Genomic DNA, 21755 nt, shown 5'->3' on the forward strand with positions numbered 1-21755 from the left:
ACGACGCCCCCGCCCCGGCGGCCTGCTCAGTGAGCCGGCTGGTGCTCACCCCACCAGCTCCTTGCCCTTGGCAATCTGCTCGTTCATCAGCTTGTTGAGCTCGTCGGCGACCTTGCCCGCGGACGTCTTGCCCTTGATCGCCTTCGGCAGCACCTTGCTGATCACACCGTCCAGGGCGGCCAGCTGCGCGTACGGCGTGAACGTCAGCACCGAGAAGTGCTCCAGCTCCTGCTCCTGCACCTTGAACGCCTGCTTCTGGTACGGCTGGCCCTGCGGCATCTTCGAGCGCAGCGACTTCAGGCTGGGGATGCCCCAGCCGCTCGCGGCCCGCTCCTCGGCGGCCTTGCCGCCGAAGAAGTACTCGAAGAACTTCCAGGCCGCATCCTTGTTCTTGGCGTCCTTGGGGATCCAGTAGCCGGTGGCGCCGAAGCAGGGGCTGATGCGGGTGCTGCCGAGTTGGGGGGCGGGCGCGAAGCGCGACACCTCGGCGACCTTCGGGTCACCGCTGATCGCCCCGCCGAACCAATAGCCGTCGGAGGCGATCGCCATGCGTCCGGCCTGGTAGGTGGGCCAGTCCCAGCCGTCCGGGTTGGGGTTGGCGACGTTCGGGCCGATGTCGGACCGCGCGTACTCCAGGTACCACTCCAGCGCCTTGAGCGCCTCGGGGGACGAGAAGTCGACCGAGGCCAGGTCTTCGGCGAACACGCTCCCGCCGGTCGAGGCGGTCATGCCCATGAGCTGCGAGAAGGTGCCGAGACCCGAGGCGCTCAGCCCGTAGACCTTGACCTTGCCGAGCCTGCGCTTGGTCAGCTTCTTGCCCAGTTCCAGCAACTCGTCGTACGACACCGGCTCGGTCTCGCTGAGCAGATCCAGCTTCGCCGCCTCGAACAGGTCCGTGCGGTACCAGAGCATCTGGTCCTGCGAGTAGTCCTTGGCCATGCCGTAGCGGGGTCCCGCGCCCTGTTTCTTGCCGTCGTAGCGCCAGACGTCGTTGACCGGGTCGATGTCGGAGACCTTGAGCACCGAGCTCTTGGCGAAGTACGGGTCCAGGTCGGTCATCAGCCCGCGTGCGGCGAAGTACGGCGTCTCCACCGCGCCCAGGCCGCGCACCACGTCCGGCGGGTTCTTCGCCGCCAGCATCGCGTTGAGCTTGGTCGCGTCCCCGGCGACGAAGTTGATCTTTATGCCCAGCGCCTTCCCGACCGCCTGGAGCTCTTTCTTCTCGTCTTCGCTGGACATGACGGTGAGCGTCTTCGAGCCGGCCTTCGTATCGCCGTCGCTCGAACCGTCATCGACGGAAGCGGCACAGCCGGGCAGGGCTGTCGCGGCGAACGCGGCGCCGGCGGAGACGGTGAGGAAACGGCGTCTGTCGAAGGACCCTGTGGTCGAGACGGACATGCTGGTGAGCCTTTCGTGCGGGGACACAAGGGCGTGCGGACGTATGCGGCGTTGCCGCGAGGAGGAGCGACAAAGGGGCCACGGGGGGTGCGGAGCCGGGCTGGGGAGGAGCACCGGGCCCGCTCGGCCGTCGTGCGGGATCTCCCGAACCGAGCGCGCACACGTCTGTCGTGGACGTGTGCAGGCACCGGCATCGCCCCCACCGGATTGCGACGGTGGTCGCGTTCGTGGTGGGCCTTTCGGGGCGCCTCGAGGCACACCCCACCCATCGCTGACTCTGGCTGGATTGCTGTCGTGGAGGTTGCGACCGGTTTCTCTGACTCTGCCCGGACGTATCGCTTATTTCCGCCTGAGGAAACCGGTTGACTGAAACTTCGGCGAACGTTAAGTTGCGGCGCCAGAGGGTGTCAAGAGTTCTTACAAGAGTCGGAATGCGCCACCGACAGACACACCCGAGCGGTCCGAGGCGCCCAGCGGAAAGAGGGAACCCACGTGCCGGAACAGCCCGTCAGGGCAAGGCTGGTCGACGTGGCGGAGATGGCCAAAGTCTCCAAGGCCACCGTGTCCAAGGTGCTCAACGGCCGGCAGGACCTGTCCGTCCGGCCGGAGACCCGGCAGCGCGTCCAGGAGGCCGCCGCAGCGCTGGGCTACCGTCCCCACTCCGGGGCCCGGGCCCTGGCCGGTGCCGGCACGCACGCCTTGGCGCTGCTGGTCCCCGCCCTGGACAACCCCACGTACGTCACCATCGCCCGAGGCGCCTACCAGCGCGCCCGCGAGCTGGGCTATCTCTCCCTGCTGGCCGAGGACTTCGACGGGCAGGAGGCCGACGAGTCCTTCAACGACCTGGTGCAGGAGGGCCGGGTCGACGGGCTACTCATCGCCTCCGCGCGCCCCGGCCACCCACTGCTGGACGCCCTGAGCCGCACCCCGGTCCCGCATGTCTTCCTCAACCGCTCGGTGGAGGGCTCCGGCCGGAACGTCACCATGGACGTGGCCCGTTCGAGCATCACCGCCCTCGACCACCTCTACGGTCTCGGCCACCGCGCGGTCGGCCACATCGCGGGCCCGCCCGGCATCACCCCCAGTGAGCACCGCAAGAAGGCGTTCCTGCGACACGCCGGGGAGCTCGGGCTGTCCGCCTCCCCCGTGGCGTCCGGGGACTTCACCGAGGACGGCGGCGTGTCCGCGGCGCTGCAACTGCTGCGTCCGGCCGACGGTACGCGTCGGCCGGTCACCGCGATCTACACCAGCTCCCTCGCCCAGGCGATGGGCGCCATGACAGCCGTCCGTGATCTCGGCCTGCGGATCCCCGAGGACGTCTCCGTGGTCGGGAACGACGACCTGCCCGTCGCCGGTCACCTCTCCCCGCCGCTGACCACCGTGGCGATGCCCCTGTACGAGCTGGGCACCGCGGCCGTGGAGGCCTTGCTGGCCGCCATCCAGGGGGCACCCGTCGGAGACGTCGTCGTACCCACCGAGCCGCGCCTGGTGCTCCGCGGTTCCACGGCAGGACCGGGAGGAACAGCATGAGCGGCAGCGGCCTCACCCGCTTCACAGGCCGCACGGCCCTGCTCACCGCGGCCGCCTCCGGCATCGGTGAGGCGACCGCCCACCGCCTCGCCGCGGAGGGGGCGTCGGTCCTCGTCACCGACGTGGACGCCGAGGGCGCCCGCCGGGTGGCCGAGGAGATCGGCGCCCAGGGCGGACGGGCCCGGCACCGCGCACTCGACGTCACCTCGGTCGGCGCGTGGACCGAGGCCGTCGAGACGGTGACGTCCTGGACCAGGCGCCTCGACGTCCTGCACCTCAACGCCGGGCGGAACCTGCCCGGAGCGGCGCACGAACTGGACGACGCCTCCTGGCACGACCAGCTGCGGCTCTGCCTCGACTCGGTGTTCTACGGCGTCCGGGCCACGGTCCCCCACCTCCGGGCCGCCCGGGGCGCGGTGGTGATCACCTCGTCCATCCACGCGGCCATCGGCTTCAAGGGCTTCCCCGCGTACGCGGCGGCCAAGGGCGGCATCGGCGCCCTGGTACGCCAGTTCGCCGTCGAGTACGGCGGAGAGATCAGGTTCAACTCCGTTCTCCCCGGGTCCGTGGTCACGGCCCTGTGGGCGCGGACACCTCAGGGGTACCGGGACCGGACCGCCGCGCGCACCCCCGTCGGCCGGCTCGGCACACCGGAGGACATCGCGGCGGCCGTCGCCTTCTTCGCCTCCGACGACGCCTCGTTCATCACCGGCCAGAACCTTCTCGTGGACGGCGGCCGCAGCATCAGCTCCCAGGAATAGCACCGCGGTACGAGGCAGCGGGCCACGGCACGAACGGCCCGCGCGCAGCCGCCCTTTGACCGACCATCACCCGCACACCAGCCACCCGCACCCGCACCCGCACCCGCTGCCATCGGCCCTCGGGCTGTGCGCCAGGCCCCGGAGGTCCGCCTCGTGAAGATCACTGGATACGAACTCTTCCTCGTCGAACCGCGCTGGCTCTTCCTGCGCATCGACACCGACGAGGGCATTTCCGGCTGGGGAGAGCCCATCGTCGAGGGCAAGGCGCACACCGTCGCCCGTTGCGTCGAGGAGATGTTCGACCATCTCGTGGGGCAGGACCCCGCCCGCATCGAGGAGCACTGGCAGATGCTCGCCAAGGGCGGCTTCTACCGTGGGGGCGTCGTACTCAACAGCGCCCTGGCCGGCATCGACCAGGCCCTGTGGGACATCGCGGGCAAGACCCACGGCGTCCCGGTGCACCAGCTGCTCGGCGGCCATGTGCGCGACCGGGTGCGCATCTACGGCTGGGTGGGCGGCGCGACCCCGCGGGAGATGGCGGAGTCGGCCGCCGAGCAGGTCGCCAAGGGCCTGACCGCGGTCAAGCTCAACCCCTGCGGGCAGCTGGAGCCGCTCGACACGCCCGCGTCGATCCACGCCATGGTGGAGCGGGTGACGGCGGTGCGCGAGGCCATCGGCCCGGAGCGGGACCTGGCGCTGGACTTCCACGGCCGCTTCAGCGGGGCGATGTCCCGGCGTGTACTGCCGCTGCTGGAGCCGCTGCTGCCCATGTTCGTGGAGGAACCGGTGCTGCCGGAGTTCTCCCGGGACCTCGGCGCCGTCGTGCGCTCCACCTCGATCCCCATCGCCACCGGTGAACGGCTCTACTCCCGCTGGGACTTCCGCTCCGTACTGTCGGACGGCATCGCCGTGGCGCAGCCGGACATCAGCCACGCCGGCGGCATCTCCGAGACCCGGCGGATCGCGGCGATGGCCGAGACGTACGACGTCCTGGTCGCACCGCACTGCCCGCTCGGCCCGATCGCGCTGGCCGCCAGCCTGCAACTCGACTTCGCGGTCCCCAACTTCCTCATCCAGGAGCAGGCACTGGGCATCGGGTACGGCGACAGCAGCGGGCTGCTCGACTATCTCGTCGACACCGAGCCCTTCACATTCCGCGACGGCTACATCGATCGCCTGACCGAACCCGGCCTGGGCATCACCATCGACGAGGACGTGGTCCGCGCCGCCGCCGAACGCGGCCACCGCTGGCGCAACCCCGTGTGGCGCAACGCGGACGGCTCGCTGGCCTCCTGGTAAAGGCCTGTGTCACGTCCCCGGCCGGATCAGCGCCGTCGTCCGGTGCGTGCGATCGCAAGGCGCCGGAGCATCCACGTGCCGGAGCCACGTGGGCGCTTCGGCAACACGGCGAGCGTGCGTGCCAGACGGGGGACGCCCGGCCGGGGATGCGACCCTGGGGATCTTCCGCAAGGCCGCGATGGTGCGGGCCGACCTCAACGCGCTGCTCTTTCTGGGCACGTTCTTCGGCTTCCAGTTCATCGTTACGCTCTACCTGCAGGAACTACGCGGCTGGTCCTCCCTGGAGGCCGCGATCGCGCTGATCGTCATGGGCTGCGACGCCGTGCTGGCGCCCACCCTCACCCCGCGCCTAGTGAACCGCTACGGCAACAGCCGGGTGATCTTCAGCGGGTTCGCGGGCGCCGCCTTCGCCCTCGCCTACGGTCCGCTCACCATCGTGGCGACCGACAGCGTGACCAAGGAGGAGCAGGGCCTGCCGACGGGTTGCTGTACACGTGCACCCAGTTCCAACTCCGCCTCGCCCGGCCGCTCGCCGCGGACCTCCGCCGGCCCTGGGAGAAGTCGGCCGAGCCCGGCCGACTCACCCCCGCCCGGGTCCGCCGCGGGTTCAGGAACCCCCGCCCGAACCTGCCCTGCCCGGCATGCGCACCGAAACCCAACCGGCCCGGCCCCGCCAGGCCGCTCGGCTCGAAGAACCGGCAGCCCGCCACCCGTTACGACGTGGGCAAAACGATCAGGCGACCCGAGACCATCGCCGAACCTGACCAGGCCAGACCTTAAAGAACAAGCTGAGCGTCTCGGAGAGCGCGGCTTCCTCACTCGGGTCGACGGCGAGCTGGTAGCGGGTCTTGGATTCCGACGGCCATCAGCTCGCTCTGCTGCTGGCGTTGAAGTCCTATCAGCGGCTGGGCCGGTTTCCGAAGCCGGATGAGTACCCGGAGATGGTGGTCGATTTCGTCCGCCGCGCGGTGAAGTTGCCGGAGGGCACGAAGCCGTTGTGGGCAATAGGTCGGACGGCCGAGCGCCAACGCACGGAGGTGCGCCGCCGGGTGGGGCGACGTACGACCAGGCCGGGGCCCGCAGGGTCGCGGAGGCGTCGATCCGGAAAGAAGCCACGGCGAAGAACCGCCCGGCGGACCTGATCAACATTGCGCTGGAGAAGGTGGTGGAGGCCGGGGCGATCAGTAGAAGCGGCGGATGAAAACGTCCGACTTGCCGTTGGTGTCGCCAGGCGCGATGTCGTCGGCCGTGGAATGGAAGACCACGTCGCGCCCACCGGCGCTGACCGCGTCGGTCCCGGCCGAGGCGAGCTGGTTCGAGACGATCTCGTCGGTGCCCGTCTGCAGGTCGCGCAGCGTGAGCGACGGTCCGTTCGTGTCGTGTGGGGCGTACAGCAGATAGCGGCCGGTGGGATCGATGGCCACGCCCCGCACGTTCGGCACCAGTTGGTCGGTGCCCGAGCTCTCGTCGTGGATGTAGGTGTCGGAGCCCGAGAGGTAGACGACCTTGCTGCCGTCCTTGCTGAGCTGGACGAGTGTCGCCGCCTTGGACGGGCCCTCGATCGGGCCGGAGGAGGTGTCGTCGGTCCGGTCCCACACGAAGACGTCCTCCGCCTGGCCGTCCTGGTAGGCGACAAAGCGGCCGTCGCCGCTGATGGACGGCCGGGCCGAGACGGTGTGGTCGAACTCGGCGACGGTCTCCGTGGTGTCGGCGCGCCAGTCCCGTACCTCGATGCGCTGCCGGGACGGCGGTCGAGTGAAGGTGGCGACATGGGCGATGTAGCGGCCGTCTCCGCTCAGCGACGGCTGGCTGCAGCTGAGGCCCGAGCAGTTGATGCCGATCGTCCTTCCCGAGCTCACCTGAGACAGGAAGACCTTCGTGTCTCTGAACAACAGCCCCCACAGGGCAATGTATTGCCCGTCACCGCTGATCACCAGGCGCTGGATCGGGGGTGTGTTGGTGCTCATCAGCGTGGTCTGACTCGTCCGCTGGTCGCGGACGAACACCCTTTCCCATGTCGCCGGGTTGGCGGGGGTGAGGTTCTTCGCCAACGACGAGAAGGCGATACGCCGGCCGTCGGTCGTGATCGTGGCGCCGACGGAGTCGCCGTCGCCCTGGGTGCCGTCGGTCGCGACACTGATCCGCTCGACCCCGGCTCCGCTGTCGCTCGCGACGCCCGCCACGGTCATGGGCTCGGCCGAAGCGGCTCCGGGCAGCCCCGTCGTGACCGCGCAGACCACGACCGCGGCGCCTAAGGCGGCCCGCACACGTCTGGTGGCGCTCCGATTCGCGTTTCCCCTCATTTTTCCCCCTAAGAAAGGACATGGTCCTTCTCCCCGGTTCCCCACCGGAGGACCACAAGCATGCAACCGCGACGGCGCTGTGGGGTCAATGCGTCGCATGACTATCGAGAGGCCTCCGCGATCCGTGACCGCGGCAGCTCGATCAGGAACAACTCCGATCGCACGGCCCGCGTCTACGAGCGGCGGAACTACTCCGGACGCTGGGTATGCGTGACCCGCAGTGGCGGCTCCATCCACGACCTGCGCTCCTACAACCTCAACGACCAGACCCGCTCCCTGAAAATCAACCGCAACGACTGCGGCTGACCCCCGGCTGTTGTCACCAGGCCGGCGTAACCACGTCCCGTGCCCAGACCGCTCTGCCGGGCACAGCACGGAAACGGAAGCGGTTTGCCGGCCTACGGTCCGTGCGGTTCCAGGCGCGGGTTTCCAGCTCCTGGATGCATGCACGGATCGTCTCCGTCCGGCCCTCCCGCGCGTCCATCACCCACGTCGCGTCAAGCACCCTCAGCGTTCTCCGAAGCTGTTTCGAACCGCGGCAAGAACCGTCAGTACGTCACAGTGATCCTCCGGGCCGGGCCGTCTACGCTGATCAGGCCGCCGTATGGGATCACAAGTTGGGGATCGGTGTGGCCGAAGTCCACGTCGAACACAGCCATGATGTCTGGGGCGTAGGCCGCCAGTGCGTGCAGTACGGCTTGGCGCTGCTCGCTGGTGTAGCGCCGCTTGGCCTCGGTATCGTTCGGCTGCTCGAAGGACCATGCTTTCGCACGGCCCATCAGGAGTACAGGGAATCGGGCCAGCAGGCCGCGCTCGCCCATGTTCCGCAGGATCCGGAAGACCTCCTCCGCGCTCGGCATTTCCTCGGAGGTCTCCAGGAACAACACGCTGCCCTCGTACGCCGCGGGATCACGTTCGATCTCGCGGTCGGCCATCAGCAGCCAGGAGAGGATCTCCAGGTTGCCGCCCCAGCCCCGGCCCTCGACAAGCCGCTCTGGCTGGTGCCAGATCCAGCCGTCGGCTGGCTGCGAGTCCGGCTCGGCCTCGAAGGTGGCTGCGTCAGCCCAGTCACGGGCGGTGTCGCGGTAGCGCTGGGTAGGCCTGAGCTCGTACGGACCCGATGTGAACAGTGCGGCGCGCACGGAGCCGGCGGTCAGGGGGTGGAGTGCGTACGGGCGGCCGATCTCGGTCATCACGCCGGCGCCGTGATAGCTGACGATGCCCAGGTTGTACAGGAAGATCAGCAGGTTGGTGTTGTCGCTATACCCGAAGAATGGCTTGGGGTTGGCGTGGATCAGCTCGCGGTCCAGCAAGGGCAGCACGGTGATCTGGTCGTCGCCGCCGATGCTGGCCATCACCGCCTTGATCGCCGGGTCGGCGAACGCGGCGTGGATGTCGTCGGCGCGTTCCTTGGGTGCCCATCTTTCGCGTAGTTGGGTATTCCACCGGCTTCAGGCCGAACTCCTCACGCAGCCGTTTGAGCCCGAGCTCGTACGGAAGCGGAAGCAGTCCCGGGAGGCCGGACGACGGAGAGAGGACTGCTATGCGGTCGCCGGGCACGGGCTTGGGCGTATACGCCGATGATCTCATGCGGCTGAGAGTAGGGACCGGCTTCCTGCTCCTCACTCCCATTTTCCAGCACAGACTTCCCATAGATCACGCCACCCGCGTGAGGGACGGTGTCACCACGGTCGGCGGCGAAACCCGGCTACGAGTAAGGACTGACGAGGAGCAGGCGGGATTGGCCACCCGGTTCTCCCTGTCGGCCTGGCCCGTGGCCAGCACTGCGGGGATGACCGCGGGCGTGCCCCAGTTCACACAGTGGCGCGGCCTCAACTGCGGAACAAGCAGAGGCGGTTGACCGTTCACCTATATGTGGCTGCGGAGGGGACAGTGTCCCCGGGCCTCACCCATAGCCCATGGGGACGATCGTCCGGCTGAAGCCCCATGGAGCCTTCCGCCGAGAGGCGACCGCCCTCCGCACGTCACCACCTCACGGCCCCGGCTGGTCTCCCCCGTCCAGCCGGGGCTTCTTGCTGTCCGCGCTGCGCCGTCCGGCCCGTCCTCGCCTCCGGGCGGCCGTGGCTAGCGGGCGAGCGTGACCGTGATGGACTCGTTGGGGCAACGGCTGAGCGCCTCGGAGAGCACGGCTTCCTCACTCGGGTCAACGGCGAGCTGGTAGCGGGTTTTGTCGGCGACCCAGTCGGTGACGTACTGGCAGCGGTAGCCCGCGAACGACGGCAGCCAGGTACTGGGGTCCTGGTCGGCCTTGAAACGGTTGCTCGCCGCGGACACTGCGATCGACAACGTGGCACAGCCCGATCTCGTCCATAGGATCCAGGACCTGGAACACCAGACGCAGGCCCTGGCCAGAGACCTCGCCGCGGCCCGCGCGCGAGCTCAAGGGCTTGCGGAACAACGCGACGAAGCGGTAGAAGCCGTTGCATCGTTGCGACACGCCCTGCGAAAGGCCATGCCAGCAGTCCCTTGAGCTTCCGATCCGTGCCTGGGGTGATACCCCCGCCCGGGCTATCACCCCAGGCACGGATCCTGCGTGCGGGCTGACCTGCGACGTCAACGCGATGATGAGACAGGGACTCAGGTCGCATCCGTGATGTCGGCGGTTGCGGTCGAGAGCCTGGCGTGAACACCCCTAGTCTGGCCGGGATGGGGCATGGGCATGATCCAGACCATGTCGAACGACTCTTCAGGACCGCGCCGCCCGCCCTTGCTGTGGGAGCAGCACTGCTGTCTGCCGTTGGAGCGGCACGCGGATGTCGGCGAACTGGCCCGCTACCGCAGGCCCGGAGGCAGCCTCGTTTCGGTAAACGCGGGCTACGTTCCCCATAGCGCCGATGACGTCACTGGTCTGATCACGAGATGGCGAGAGCGGGTCGTCGCGGACGACCATTTGCGGTTGGCCGCGAGCGTCGACGACGTCGAAGCCGCTGGGCGTGCGGGTGATGTAGCGGTGGCCTTCGACCTGGAGGATTCCGGGCCACTCGAGGGGCGGTTGGACCGGGTGCGCGACTTCTACGACCTCGGTGTCCGCACGATGCTGCCGAGCTACAACAACCGCAACGCGGCCGGCGGCGGTTGTCTGGATGAGGTCGACGAGGGGCTCACCGCCTATGGCCAGGCGCTGGTAAGGGAGATGAACGCCGTCGGCATGGTGGCAGACGGATCTCACTGCGGTGCCCGGACGGGGCTGGACATGTGCGAGGTCTCGGAGCAGCCGGTGATCTACAGCCACTCCTGCATGCGCTCGGTGTGGGACCACCCTCGCAATATCACCGACGAGCAGGCCAAGGCGTGTGCCGCCACGGGCGGGGTCATCGGCATCACCGGCGTGGGGATCTTCCTCGGCCCCAACGACGCCACCCTCAACGCGCTGGTACGGCATGTCGACTACGCCGTCGACCTCGTCGGCCCACAGCACGTCGGAGTGTCGACCGACTACCCGTTCGACCACGAGGACTTCAATGCGATGCTCGAACAGAGCCCGGAGCTGTTCCCCGACTGCTATACCCGCTGGGGGCCGATCAACTTCCTCCCCCCGGAGGGCCTGCTGAGCGTCGAAGACGCGCTGCTTGCCCGCGGGTACCCCAACGACGCCGTCACCGCGATCCTGGGCGGCAACTTCCGCCGCGTCGCTGCGCTGGTGTGGCAGTAGCTCGAACTGCGCCCTTGCTCGGGCGGTCCGCAGCTCCCCACATGGGAAGTGAGAGAAGACGTGCCTGCCCAGCCGGCCATTCCGCACCATCGACAAGCGGCGTCCACATGGCCCGCAATGGCATGCGGACCGGCCCGTCGGGTTGCTGAACCAGTACGTCATCGGGCAGGACCTGCCATCCCAGCCGCTCGTACAACGGAATCAAATCTGGCCAGCAGAACAGCAGCCCTCGCTCGATGCCCAGGCCGTGGGCATGCTCCATGGCCGCTGTCGCCACCAGGCGTGCCAACCCCTGTCCTCGCAGGCCGGGTGCCACGATGACGCCGCCGAGGCCGGCCACCTGCAGTCGGACAGCACCGACTGAGAGCGGCACCTGCACCAATCCGGCGTGCGCCACCAGACGGCCCAGCAGTTTGATGCCGAAGTGCACATCCTTGTCGAGCCATGTCAGGCCGGTTGCTGCCACCCTGGAAGGATCGACGGCACCGCCAGTGATCTCGTCACGTTCTGCCTTGGTGTAGTGCGTGAGCCGTGTGACTGAAGCCGACATGGAGATCATCCTTCGAGAGCTCCGAGAGAAAAGGAACAGCACTGAGTCGTGCGCTGGGTTGAGGCGTCACTCGCAGCTCAACTGAGTTCTCGCGGCCCATACATCGCGCTGTCGGCTCCGGTGGCAAGGGCCCAGTAGCGATCGCAGTCTCGACCCGCTCGGTCGATGACCTGGTCAAGGCCCTGGTCGCTGGCCACCGCCCTGCGCTCGCTGTTTCGCGCCCTCAAACGGGAGAAACTCATCTTCCGCGACCCGGCCCGCACCGTCTCCCGGACCACCGCCGTCGTGCTGCCGCGACCGCTGGCCGATGACATGCTGCGCGGGATTCTCGACCCCCTCCCCCACGCCCGCGACCGGCTCAGCTTCGTCCTCGCCGCCGTGTACGCCCTGAGCACCCACGACCAGCGCCATCTGCTGCTGGACGACCTCGACCACAGCCGCGCCACCCTCCTCGTGCGCCGCACCGGCGAGCCCGTCCACACCGTCTACCTGGACGAACTCACCTACCGCCTGGCACGGCAGTGGGTGGCCGAACGCCTCCGACGCCGGCCCGCCACCACCAGCCCCTACCTGCTGGTCACCGCCCATACCGCCACCGACGACACTCAGCCCCCGGTGTCGATCCAAGCGATCAACAAACCACTACGCGCCCACGGCCACCAGGCCGGCCGCCTGCGCGTGGACCGCATCCTCAACGAGGCCCAGCACACCGACGACCCCCTCCACCTCATCCGCCTCTTCGGCCTCCCTCCCCCGCACCGCCATGAAGTACATACACGCCGCGCACCCGCACCCTAGGCAGCCCGATCCGATCACGTCCTGAGCAGCACGAGTAGGAATGTGAGGTACTTGGGCACTCCGACTTGGGACGTTGCGGTAGTTGAGCACGGCCCGACAGTCCTGCGGTGCCGGTACTTGGGCAGCGGATCAGGCTGTCTGTCGGCACGAACGGACAAGTGGTCGCCGCACCCCGAAGCGAGCCGAGGTGGCCACCTTCGCCCCCGCGTCCGCGAATACTTGGCTAGCCACACGATTGCTGCTACGTTATTCATGTGGCCAGCCACACTTTCTCTTGAACTTCCCCCACAGAACTGAGGAGACCCCATGGGTGTGCCATCAGAGGGGGCCATATTGCCTTGGAGGAGCGACCTCATGTCCCACAAGAACTCTCAAGTGAAGCCTCCGATCAATCAACGCGTACTGACCCTCGGCATCACCTCTGATGCGCTTTCGCCGGACGATTTTCCGCCGGGGGTTGCGACGCTCGAGGAGCTGCTCGCCGTGAGGAAGCGCAGCTGGGCTGAGCTCCAGGCCACAGGCATCGACGGCGAGGAGGGCTATGTCAGCCTGGACCCCGACGAGGCTGAGGCCGAGCTGCGCCGACTGTTCGACGGGCACGCGTTCGGGGTCGTGCTCATCGGCGGCGGCATCAAGAACGTCCCGGAGTACACCGTCCTGTTCGAACGGATCGTCAACGTACTCATCGACCTCCAGCCCGACATCCGGTTGAGCTTCAGCTCACATCCAACGAACGTGCCCGAGGCGCTGCAACGCTGGCTTAAGAGATCCTGACAAAGACGTCTCACGGAGCTAGGCGTTGGACGTGGCGGTGGGCGATGAGGCAGGTGGCGAGGCAGAGGAAGGCTTCGTGGATGTCGTTTGCGTCGTTCCCAGCGGATCCGCAGCCGGCGGAAGCCGTGCAGCCAGGCGATCGTCCGCTCGACCACATACCGGAAGATGCCCAGACCGCTGCCGTGTTGCTCGCCTCGTTCGGCAATGACCGGGCGGATACCGCGGGCCCGGAGCAGACGCCTACTTGTCGTGGTCGTAGCCCCGGTCTCCCAGCAGCGCGTCAGGCCGGTGTCCGGGGCGGCCGACGGCGCCGGCCACGGCCGGGACCTTGTCCAGCAGCGGCAGCAACTGCGTGACGTCGCCCGCGGTTTCCGCCGGTCAGCGACACCGCGAGCGGGTGCTCCACCTATTTCCGCTGCCCGTCCAACAGTAGGCCCCGCAGGTGCACCCCCGCCCTGCCGACGCTGATCCGCCCGTGCGAACGGCCCGAACACATCGCCGCGAAGTCCTCCAGTCCGCACCGGACTTCAGGTGTAACACACCGGTCAACGACACAGCCCCTCGACCGGACACGCCACCGACAAACGAACCTGACCAAGCCCTGCCTCCAGTGCACCAAGCCTTGAACAGGCGGAGGGGGTGTTGACGCATCAACAGTTGAATCTCGGTGGCACCCATCCCGCATGCGCCGCCCCGCACAGCGGGAGCTCCCACCGCAGAAATGATCAGCCCGAGTAGGAGCCACACATGCTTGAAGGATTCGAAGACCGTTATGCCGACGTGAACGGCACCCGGCTCCACTACGTCATCGGCGGCGAAGGCGAGCCGCTGGTCCTCATGGACGGGTTTCCGCGCACCTGGCACGGCCTCCACAAGATCATGACCCCATTGGCCAAACACTTCCGCGTCATCGCCGTGGACTACCGCGGTCAGGGAGAGTCGGACAAGCCCGAGGGCGGCTACGACAAGAAGAACATGGCGAAGGACGTCTACGAACTGGTCCGCGGCCTGGGCCACGAGCAGGTGAATATTGCCGGTGGTGACATCGGTGCGATGGTGGCCTACAGCTTCGCCGCCAACTATCCGCAGGCCACCAAGAAGCTCGCCCTGTGGGAAGGCGCACCCTTCTCGCAGAGATTCCAGGACTTCGCCAAGCCGTTCCCCAGGCCCGGTGATCTGAACCTGTGGATATACCCGTTGAGCCAGGTCGACGGACTGCCCGCCAAGCTTCTCGCGGGGCGGTTTCGGCACGTGATCGACTGGTCGGCCGAACACCTCGCGCTCCACCCGGAACGGATCAGCGAGGAGAGCCGGGCCATCTACGCCCAGGCCTACGACACACCCGAGGCACTGACCGCGGGCTTCGGTGTATTCCACACCTTCCACCAGGATGTGGTCGACAACGACTCATATCTCCCGCTGGAGATGCCCGCCTTGGCTATCGCCAATCAGGGCGCCGACTTCATGCGGCCAATGATGGAAGGCAAGGCCAACGACATCCGCTACAGCGGCATCGAGGACAGCGGCCACTTCGTCGCGGAGGAGCAGCCGGAGGCCCTGGTAGCCGAACTGGAAAAGTTCTTCGGCTGACTCCCCGCACAGTGAGCGGCTTGAGTCGCAAGATCCCAGAGCCGGCAAGCTCGTCACCACCGACACCACCGACACCGCCTACCCGCTCGACCAGGGGGCCACGGCCCAGCAGGCCAGCGACGCCGGGCACGTGCGGGGCAGGCTCGTCCTGACCGTCGACTGAGCACGCCCGGCCCACCGCCTCCCCACGACCACCCGCTGCCTTTGCGGTGACCGGCCGGTCACCGCCATATCGAAGGACCACTCATGCTGAACGCCCTGTGGACACCGACCACCGTCGGGGACATCTCCCTGCCGCACCGCCTGGTCATGGCCCCCATGACCCGTGACCGCTCCACACCTGGGGGCGTACCGACCGAGCTGAACGCCGAGTACTACGCCCAGCGGGCCTCGCACGCGCTCATCATCACCGAGGGAACCCAGCCCTCCACCGACGGACAGGGCTACCTCCTCACCCCCGGCATCCACAATGACGAGCAGATCGCCGGGTGGCGCAAGGTCACCGACGCCGTGCACGCGGCCGACGGCCGGATCGTCATCCAGCTGATGCACACCGGACGCATCGCCCACCCCGACAACACCCCCCACGGGCGCCAGCCGGTCGCCCCTTCGGCGATCCGGCCGCAGGGCGCGATGTTCACCGCGTCCGGGCCCCAGGAGATGCCGACACCCCGTGCACTGTCGACGCAGGAGGTCGCGGCGACCGTCGACGACTTCCGCCGCGCCGCAGCGGCTGCCATCGCGGCAGGCGCCGACGGCGTCGAGATCCACGCCGCCAACGGCTACCTCGTGCACCAGTTCCTCGCCGACAACACCAACCAGCGCACCGACCGCTACGGCGGCTCCCTCGACAACCGCATCCGCTTCGCCGTCGAGGTCGCCACCGCCGTGGCCGACGAGATCGGCGCCCACCGCACCGGCCTGCGCATCTCCCCCAGTAACCCCTACAACGACATCGCCGAGTCCGACACCGCCGAGCTGTATCCGGCGCTCATGCGCGCCCTCAGCCCGCTCGGCCTCGCCTACCTCCACGTGATGCACGCGGGCGACGAGGAGCTGCTGGGCACTCTGCGCGCGCTGTGGCCGACCACGCTGATCCTCAACCGGGCCGGCACCGACCTGCCCACCCGCGCCAAGGACCTCGACCACGGCACGGCCGACCTCATCTCCGTCGGCGCCCTCGCGCTCGCCAACCCCGACCTGGTCGAGCGGCTACGCTCTGACGCGCCACTGAACACCCCCGACCCGGCGACCTTCTACGGCGGCGGAGCGGCCGGCTACACCGACTACCCCACCCACACCGTCTGAGGAACCGCATCATGGCCGCTCCCACACCCCGCACCCCCACGACGGCCGGCGAGGGGCCGATGAGCTACGCGATCTTCCAGCTCGCTCGCGCCCACCGCGCCCGCGCCGCCGCCATGCTCCGCGAGATGGACCTGCATCCCGGCCAGGAACTGCTGCTGATGCAACTCCTCGACCGGGACGGCCAGACCCAGTCAGAACTGCTCGAAAGCGTCGGCCTGGACCACTCCACCGTCTCCAAGTCCCTGCGTCGCATGCAGGACGCCGGCCTGCTCATCCGCGAGCCTGCCGAACACGACCGGCGCGTCATGGTCGTCCACCTCACCGACAAGGGCCGTGCCATGCGCGAGCCCATCGCGGCCATGTGGCGGGCCCTGGAGGAGACCTCCGCACGGGACCTCTCGGCGCAGCAGGCAGAGTCCTTCGTCCACATGGCCTACGCCATCGCCGACGCGATCAACAGCCGCGCGCTGCCACGGGAAGAGTCTGAGTAACTCCCCTCGGCTTGCACCCCGGTTCCGGCCTGGAGTGCAAATCGCTTCCGGCGTTCCTGCGAAGTGGACAGTGCTGCAGCGCACTCAGCTGCACGAAGGCCCGTACTGAACGGAGCCAGGCTCCGCGACTGTCGAAAAAGCCCGGTGAGCCGAGCCAGCGGATGTGGCGCGACCCCCGCTCCCCGGTACGTCAGGGAGAACGGGCTGAGCGGGGCCTCAGCGTCAGGGGCGAGCGCGAGCTGTCCCGGTGCAGGCAGGCGGAACTCGTCCGGGGGAAAGGGCAACCCCCTCCCACGGGGATGTCGAGCCCTTCCCCGTCGCCAGCCAGGCTGCACATCGAGGACGGCCGCATCACCCGCGTCTCGTTCACCGTCGACCCCCGCAAGCTCCTGCAGGCCGGCGGTGACCCGCGCCGCGGATCCGCCCACCACAGGCCCACCCTCTGAGCGACCCGGGCCGACGGCCCCCACGTCCGCGGCCCCCTGCCCCGCCCACCCCATCCCCCACTCCTGACCTGATGGAAAGTGAGACCCCCATGACCACCACCCTCCCCGTCCTCGTCGTCGGCGCGACCGGCTCCCTCGGCGGCAAGGTCGTCGACGAACTGCTGGGGCGCGGTAAGAACGTCCGCGCCCTGGTCCGGCCGACGACCGACGCGAGCAGGCTCGAAAGCCGCGGTGTCGAGATCGCCCGCGGCGACATGCTCGACCTCGACTCACTCGTCACCGCCATGAACGGCGCCGACGCCGTCATCACCACCGCCGCCGGCTACACCCGCGGCGGCAAGAACGCGCACGACATCGACACCGTCGGCAACGCCAACCTCGCCGAGGCCGCCCACCGCACCGGCATCCGACGGTTCGTCCTGACCAGCATCCTCACCAGCGACCAGACACCCCATGTCCCGCACTTCTGGCACAAGAAGATCGCCGAGGACAAACTCGAACAACTCGGCGTCCCCTTCGTCGCACTGCGCCCAGGGGCGTTCCTCGACCAGATCGCGACCATGGCGGGCAACCCACTCGACAAGGGCCGCCTGATCTGGATGGCCAAGGCCACCGTCCCGCTGACCTTCGTCCACACCTCCGATCTCGCGGCGTACCTGGCAGCCGCCGTCGACGCCCAGGCCGCCAACCGCGAGCGCATCGACATCGGCTGGAACCGTCCGGTCAGCATGCGCGAGATGGCCGATCTGATGGGCAGCCGAGCCGGAAAGAAAATCAAGGTGTGGGCCGTCCCCTCCGCCGTCGTCCGCGCCGCAGGAGCCGTCGTCGGCCGCTTCAACCCGGTGGTAAAGGACATGGCCGCGATGTTCGGCTGGTTCGACACCGGCCGCTACGTCGCCGACCCCCGCCGTCAGGAGCAGCTCTTCGGCCCCGCCCCCAAGGCCGAGGACGCCCTCGCCCGGTACACCGACGAGCTGGGCACCGCACAGCACCGGTGACCGGCCCGCATCCCGGTCTTGCCAACCGGCGGCCTGACCAGGACGCCTCGGGCCTATCCCTCCTGGTCGAACCACTCCACAACCGTTCCGGCCGAGCCGAACGGGTGACGGGGTGCGCGCTCAGGGCTTCCCCAGCCGGGATGTGGAGCCCGAAGCCCTGCGATGGCGGGGCTTCACCGGGTGTCCCCCATTGACGATCAGATGTCCGCAACTGACTGAACGATTCGCCTGATGTCGACAGAAGATCGAGAGGTGCTGCGGCGACCACCTCGCTGCGGGCCGCAACGTGGCGACCCTGCGGGTCGTACTCGATACGTAAGGAACTGGCATGGACAAGCGTGCAGCGTCCGCAGGCTCCGCCTCTGCGACGATGCGAGCGGTCGTCGTCACTCAGCCCGGCGGCCTGGATGCCCTTCAGGTCACCACGGTGCCGATGCCCGAGCCGCAGCCCGGATGGGTACGCATCAAGGTGCAGGCGTTCGGCGTAAACGAGTCCGAGGTCACCACCCGAAAGGGTGAGTCGGACCCGGAGGTCACCTACCCGCGCATCCCCGGCATCGAGGGCGTCGGTGTGGTCGACCAGGCCGACGAGGACAGCGGGCTGCGCCCGGGGCAGCAAGTGGCGACCATGATGGGCGGCATGGGCCGGTCCTTCGACGGCTCGTACGCGCAGTATGTGACCGTCCCCGCGAGCCAGGTCATCCCGTTCGAGACCGGCCTCCCGTGGGAAGTGGCCGGCGCGCTGCCGGAGATGTTCCAGACTGCCTACGGCTCCCTCGCCACGGTCCTCGGTCTGCAGGCGGGGCAGACGCTGCTGATCCGCGGCGGCACCTCCACGGTCGGGCTGAGCGCGGCCACGATCGCGAAGGACCTCGGAGCCACCGTGCTGTCCACCACCCGTAGCCCGGACCGGGCCGGGGAACTGCGGGCCTTGGGTGTCGACCATCCACTGGTCGACAACGACACCATCGCCGACCAGGTGCGCGAGCTGATACCGGACGGCGTCGACGCCGTACTGGAACTGGTGGGCTGCTCGGTCCTCGCCGATACCTTCCGCACCATCCGCCGCCACGGCACCGTCTGCTTCACCGGAGCCCTGGCGGGCCAGTGGACGATCCGCGACTTCACCCCGTTCATGATCCCCAGCGGGGTGCGGCTGACCAGCTACGCGGGCGGGGCCACCGACCTGCCCGAGCAAGTGTTCCAGCAGCAACTGCAAGCCATCGCCGACGGGCGGCTCAAGGCCCCGGTCGCGAAGGCCTACCACGGCCTGGAGCAGGTTCGCGATGCCCAGGCCGACGTCGAGGCCGGCACGACGCCGGGCAAGCACGTCGTGCTGCTCGACGACTGAGAAACACACCCATCCGCCGCCGGCCGGAACCGGCCGGCGGCGGCACGCACGAAAAGGAGACTGTCATGGACGTCAACAAGGAAGAAATCAGCAAGACCATCCTGGAACTGGAGAAGTCCTTCAACGAGCGGTGGAGCGTCGGCGACAACCGCGGCTACCTCGACAACTACGCNGAACTGGAGAAGTCCTTCAACGAGCGGTGGAGCGTCGGCGACAACCGCGGCTACCTCGACAACTACGCCGAGGAGATCAGCTACTTCGACCCGATCGAAAAGGACCTGGTCGTCGGCCGTGACGCGACCGTCGCCCACATCGAGGCGATCTACTCCAACCCGCACATCGTGCGCAACGAGTACCTCAACCCCGCCGTGCACGTCAGCGACGGCGGTGACTTCGCCCTCCTGGCCTACAACCTGAACACCTACGTGCTCGACGGCAACGAGCGGCAGCTCCGCGCCTGGAACGCCACCGAGGCGTACCGGCTGATCGACGGCGAGTGGCGCATCGTGCACTCCAACTGGGCGTTCGCCCAGACCGCGACAGGCGCGATCGCGTCCTGACCGGGGATCCAAGGTGAAGCACCCCCCGGCCAGTGAGCAAGCGATCGAAGGAGGCGGTCGGCCCCGGCCCGCCCCCCGCTCCGGACGCGATCAAGGCCGTGGGGATGCGGGCTTGTGCCGCGCCCGCCTCACATGCCGGTCCTGGTTTCGCGGGCCGTGAAGGCGGCCGGGGTGAGACCGGTGTGGCCACGGAAGAAGCGGCCGAAGTTCGCGGGATCAGTGAACCCGAGATGGACGGCCACAGCCCGGGCGTCCCAACCGCCACCTCTCAGCAGGCGCCGGGCTTCGAGCAGCCGCCGCTCGTCGATGACCTCACGCACCCCCTTGCCGGTGGCGTCCCGGGCCGCGCGGCTGAGGGTGCGAACCGAACATCCGAGCAGCCCGGCATAGTCCGCAGCCCGGTGAAGTTCCCGGAAGTGCAGCTCCAGGGCGTCCACGAACCGTGCGTACGTGTCCCTGCGGCCCGTGCCGCCCGCAGCCGCGCCGGTGGGGGTGACATCCGGGGAGTTGGCAAGGCGCAGCAGCAGCGATTCGAGCAGGCTGCGCCGTAGGGCGTGGTGGACATCGAGCCGGCGCCGCCCCAGTGCACGGTGTTCGTCCAGGAGTTGGAGCGCCGTCTGCCGCAGCCAGGCCGCGTCGTCGGGGTGCGGGCTCAGTACGGCAGGGGCCTCGTGCGCGGTGAGCGGGGCCAGCAGGCGGGCGGCGTCGGACGTCAGCACGTCCGGCTCGAACAGGATGAACAAGCCGCGGGCGGCGCCCGGCGGATGCCAGCACTGCGCGTGCCCGGGACGTACCCACAGCCATTGGCCGCAGGCGACGGTCCGCGTGACGTGGTCGACATCGTGGAGCAGCTCACCCTCGGTGACGAGTATCAGGTAGTGGAAGGTGGCACGGCCCGGACGGGGCGGGTTCCACGGCCAGTCGTCGTGCTCGGCGAAGAAGTCCTCGACGGTGCTCACCTCAAGGCCGTACGGAGTGCCGACCGGGGGTTGGAAGCCGTACAGCGGAACTGCGGCCTGAACGGCCTGCCCGCTGCGTCCGACGCCTGGAGACCGCCTGGGGTGTCGCTTGCCGACCATCACGTGTCCGCAGTTTACCGCCCGTTTTGCCCGCGTCGCTGGAAAGGATGGGGCGTGCCGTCCGCGTCCTTGGCCGACGCCCCTGCCCGCCACCACCCGAGGAAGGAAATACTCATGAACGGATCGACCCTGCGGACGTTCGCCGCCGAGTGCGCGGAGGAACTTCCCGGAGCCCAGCTGGAACATCCCTTCGGCCCGGACTGGGAGGTCTTCAAGGTACGAGGCAAGGTGTTCATGCTGATGACCGAGGTCCCCGGGCGCCCCGTCGTGATCCTCAAGGCGGACCCTGGCGAGGCCCACGCCCTGCGGGAGCAGTACAGCCACATCACCCCCGGCTACCACATGAACAAGAGGCACTGGATCACGCTGGAGGGCGGGACAGGCGTCGACAAGAAGCTCGTCAGAGAACTCGTCGCCGACTCCTACCTGCTCGTCGTCGCCCACCTGCCCAAGGCCGGGCAGCCCGTCGACCCGAGCACCTACGGCACCAGCACGCGGGCGGCCCGGTGAGCGCGGCCGGTGGCCGTCTCCAGGACACCGCCCGCAAGGCGGCCCTCGCCCTGCCCGACGTCAGCCACGGCCGCCCCTTCACCCCCGGACTCGACGTCTACAAGGTCGCGGACAAGGTGTTCCTGATCGTCACCGACGACCCGGACGAACAGATCATCACGGTCAAGTGCGAGCCCGAGCACGCGCGGGCACTGGAGTGCGGCTACGCCTCGATCACCCCGGGCCGCTATCTCGACAAGAGGCACTGGATCTCGCTGGGGCCCGGCGGGGCATCACGAAGCGGCTGACCAACGGCCGCACCATCAACATTCACCTGGCGCTGCTGCCCCGCCACGG

General features: G+C 68.6%; 21 protein-coding genes and 4 pseudogenes. 18 read left to right on the top strand and 7 right to left on the bottom strand.

Annotation, left to right across the window (positions count from 1 at the left end):
• Positions 1-45: 45 nt before the first annotated feature.
• On the bottom strand, positions 46-1398 hold the full coding sequence (locus FGD71_RS16015) for an extracellular solute-binding protein (RefSeq protein ID WP_119101133.1): 1353 nt from the start codon (positions 1396-1398) through the stop codon (positions 46-48).
• A 492-nt stretch (positions 1399-1890) separates the two neighbouring features.
• Here FGD71_RS16015 and FGD71_RS16020 point away from each other — a divergent pair, with 492 nt between their 5' ends.
• The 4 genes and pseudogenes from FGD71_RS16020 to FGD71_RS50170 all read left to right on the top strand — a co-directional run.
• On the top strand, positions 1891-2928 hold the full coding sequence (locus FGD71_RS16020; RefSeq protein ID WP_119101134.1) for a LacI family DNA-binding transcriptional regulator: 1038 nt from the start codon (positions 1891-1893) through the stop codon (positions 2926-2928).
• Positions 2925-3689 carry an SDR family NAD(P)-dependent oxidoreductase gene (locus FGD71_RS16025; RefSeq protein WP_119101135.1) on the top strand — a complete coding sequence of 255 codons (765 nt, stop codon included), beginning with the start codon at positions 2925-2927 and terminating at the stop codon, positions 3687-3689. Before FGD71_RS16020 ends, FGD71_RS16025 begins: the two co-directional genes overlap by 4 nt.
• Before the next feature lie 153 nt (positions 3690-3842).
• Positions 3843-4988 carry a galactonate dehydratase gene (dgoD, locus tag FGD71_RS16030; protein ID WP_119101136.1) on the top strand — a complete coding sequence of 382 codons (1146 nt, stop codon included), beginning with the start codon at positions 3843-3845 and terminating at the stop codon, positions 4986-4988.
• Positions 4989-5178: 190 nt separating this feature from the next.
• Positions 5179-5768, top strand: a pseudogene (locus FGD71_RS50170) (hypothetical protein); the annotation flags it as partial.
• A 401-nt stretch (positions 5769-6169) separates the two neighbouring features.
• Here the strand turns inward: FGD71_RS50170 and FGD71_RS16050 are convergent.
• Positions 6170-7255 carry a WD40 repeat domain-containing protein gene (locus FGD71_RS16050; RefSeq protein WP_240436607.1) on the bottom strand — a complete coding sequence of 362 codons (1086 nt, stop codon included), beginning with the start codon at positions 7253-7255 and terminating at the stop codon, positions 6170-6172.
• A gap of 96 nt (positions 7256-7351) precedes the next feature.
• Here FGD71_RS16050 and FGD71_RS16055 point away from each other — a divergent pair, with 96 nt between their 5' ends.
• Positions 7352-7597 (top strand): peptidase inhibitor family I36 protein, encoded by a 246-nt coding sequence (locus FGD71_RS16055; RefSeq protein ID WP_119101139.1) that lies wholly within the window; start codon positions 7352-7354, stop codon positions 7595-7597.
• A gap of 242 nt (positions 7598-7839) precedes the next feature.
• Here the strand turns inward: FGD71_RS16055 and FGD71_RS16060 are convergent.
• Positions 7840-8881 (bottom strand): annotated as a pseudogene (locus tag FGD71_RS16060) (S66 family peptidase).
• A 495-nt stretch (positions 8882-9376) separates the two neighbouring features.
• Entirely contained in the window at positions 9377-9598 is a 222-nt protein-coding gene (locus FGD71_RS16065; protein WP_140935902.1) for a hypothetical protein, read from the bottom strand.
• A gap of 385 nt (positions 9599-9983) precedes the next feature.
• Between FGD71_RS16065 and FGD71_RS16070 the strand changes: the two genes are divergently transcribed.
• Positions 9984-10964, top strand: a complete 981-nt coding sequence (locus tag FGD71_RS16070) for a dipeptidase (RefSeq protein ID WP_181359214.1) — start codon at positions 9984-9986, stop codon at positions 10962-10964.
• Here the strand turns inward: FGD71_RS16070 and FGD71_RS16075 are convergent.
• The gene (locus tag FGD71_RS16075; RefSeq protein ID WP_338120052.1) at positions 10909-11514 is read right to left on the bottom strand and encodes a GNAT family N-acetyltransferase; all 606 of its coding nucleotides are present in this window, start codon (positions 11512-11514) and stop codon (positions 10909-10911) included. The genes FGD71_RS16070 and FGD71_RS16075 overlap by 56 nt on opposite strands.
• Positions 11515-11679: 165 nt before the next feature.
• Here FGD71_RS16075 and FGD71_RS16080 point away from each other — a divergent pair, with 165 nt between their 5' ends.
• Together FGD71_RS16080 and FGD71_RS16085 are read left to right on the top strand one after the other, a co-directional pair.
• The gene (locus FGD71_RS16080) at positions 11680-12312 is read left to right on the top strand and encodes a hypothetical protein (RefSeq protein WP_119101142.1); all 633 of its coding nucleotides are present in this window, start codon (positions 11680-11682) and stop codon (positions 12310-12312) included.
• A gap of 354 nt (positions 12313-12666) precedes the next feature.
• Positions 12667-13086: a hypothetical protein gene (locus FGD71_RS16085; RefSeq protein ID WP_119101143.1), complete on the top strand. Its 420-nt coding sequence runs from the start codon at positions 12667-12669 to the stop codon at positions 13084-13086.
• Positions 13087-13096: 10 nt separating this feature from the next.
• Here FGD71_RS16085 and FGD71_RS48855 read toward each other — a convergent pair.
• Positions 13097-13483 (bottom strand): annotated as a pseudogene (locus FGD71_RS48855) (transposase); the annotation flags it as partial.
• Positions 13484-13833: 350 nt separating this feature from the next.
• Here FGD71_RS48855 and FGD71_RS16095 point away from each other — a divergent pair.
• The 8 genes and pseudogenes from FGD71_RS16095 (at position 13834) to FGD71_RS16125 (ending at position 19830) form a co-directional block, all read left to right on the top strand.
• Positions 13834-14676 carry an alpha/beta fold hydrolase gene (locus tag FGD71_RS16095; protein WP_119101144.1) on the top strand — a complete coding sequence of 281 codons (843 nt, stop codon included), beginning with the start codon at positions 13834-13836 and terminating at the stop codon, positions 14674-14676.
• Between the two features lie 25 nt (positions 14677-14701).
• Positions 14702-14839: pseudogene (locus tag FGD71_RS50180) on the top strand (NADP-dependent oxidoreductase); the annotation flags it as partial.
• Positions 14840-14922: 83 nt separating this feature from the next.
• Positions 14923-15984: an alkene reductase gene (locus FGD71_RS16105; protein ID WP_119101145.1), complete on the top strand. Its 1062-nt coding sequence runs from the start codon at positions 14923-14925 to the stop codon at positions 15982-15984.
• A gap of 11 nt (positions 15985-15995) precedes the next feature.
• Complete coding sequence (locus tag FGD71_RS16110; RefSeq protein ID WP_119101146.1) at positions 15996-16475, top strand: MarR family winged helix-turn-helix transcriptional regulator; 480 nt, start codon at positions 15996-15998, stop codon at positions 16473-16475.
• 299 nt (positions 16476-16774) lie between these two features.
• Positions 16775-16921, top strand: coding sequence for a hypothetical protein (locus FGD71_RS47410; protein ID WP_162931144.1), 147 nt, complete (start codon positions 16775-16777; stop codon positions 16919-16921).
• Positions 16922-17010: 89 nt separating this feature from the next.
• Positions 17011-17919, top strand: coding sequence for an SDR family oxidoreductase (locus FGD71_RS16115; RefSeq protein WP_119101147.1), 909 nt, complete (start codon positions 17011-17013; stop codon positions 17917-17919).
• A gap of 370 nt (positions 17920-18289) precedes the next feature.
• Positions 18290-19270: an alcohol dehydrogenase catalytic domain-containing protein gene (locus tag FGD71_RS16120; protein WP_181359218.1), complete on the top strand. Its 981-nt coding sequence runs from the start codon at positions 18290-18292 to the stop codon at positions 19268-19270.
• Positions 19271-19446: 176 nt separating this feature from the next.
• Positions 19447-19830, top strand: a complete 384-nt coding sequence (locus tag FGD71_RS16125; RefSeq protein WP_244951215.1) for a YybH family protein — start codon at positions 19447-19449, stop codon at positions 19828-19830.
• A gap of 128 nt (positions 19831-19958) precedes the next feature.
• Here FGD71_RS16125 and FGD71_RS16130 read toward each other — a convergent pair whose 3' ends face one another.
• Positions 19959-20912, bottom strand: coding sequence for a helix-turn-helix domain-containing protein (locus FGD71_RS16130; protein WP_420878305.1), 954 nt, complete (start codon positions 20910-20912; stop codon positions 19959-19961).
• Positions 20913-21023: 111 nt separating this feature from the next.
• Between FGD71_RS16130 and FGD71_RS16135 the strand changes: the two genes are divergently transcribed.
• Together FGD71_RS16135 and FGD71_RS47980 are read left to right on the top strand one after the other, a co-directional pair.
• Positions 21024-21419, top strand: a complete 396-nt coding sequence (locus tag FGD71_RS16135) for an MmcQ/YjbR family DNA-binding protein (protein WP_119101151.1) — start codon at positions 21024-21026, stop codon at positions 21417-21419.
• The gene (locus FGD71_RS47980; protein ID WP_119101152.1) at positions 21416-21706 is read left to right on the top strand and encodes an MmcQ/YjbR family DNA-binding protein; all 291 of its coding nucleotides are present in this window, start codon (positions 21416-21418) and stop codon (positions 21704-21706) included. Before FGD71_RS16135 ends, FGD71_RS47980 begins: the two co-directional genes overlap by 4 nt.
• Positions 21707-21755 lie beyond the last annotated feature (49 nt).

Source organism: Streptomyces sporangiiformans, assembly GCF_005768555.2.
Lineage (GTDB): Bacteria > Actinomycetota > Actinomycetes > Streptomycetales > Streptomycetaceae > Streptomyces > Streptomyces sporangiiformans.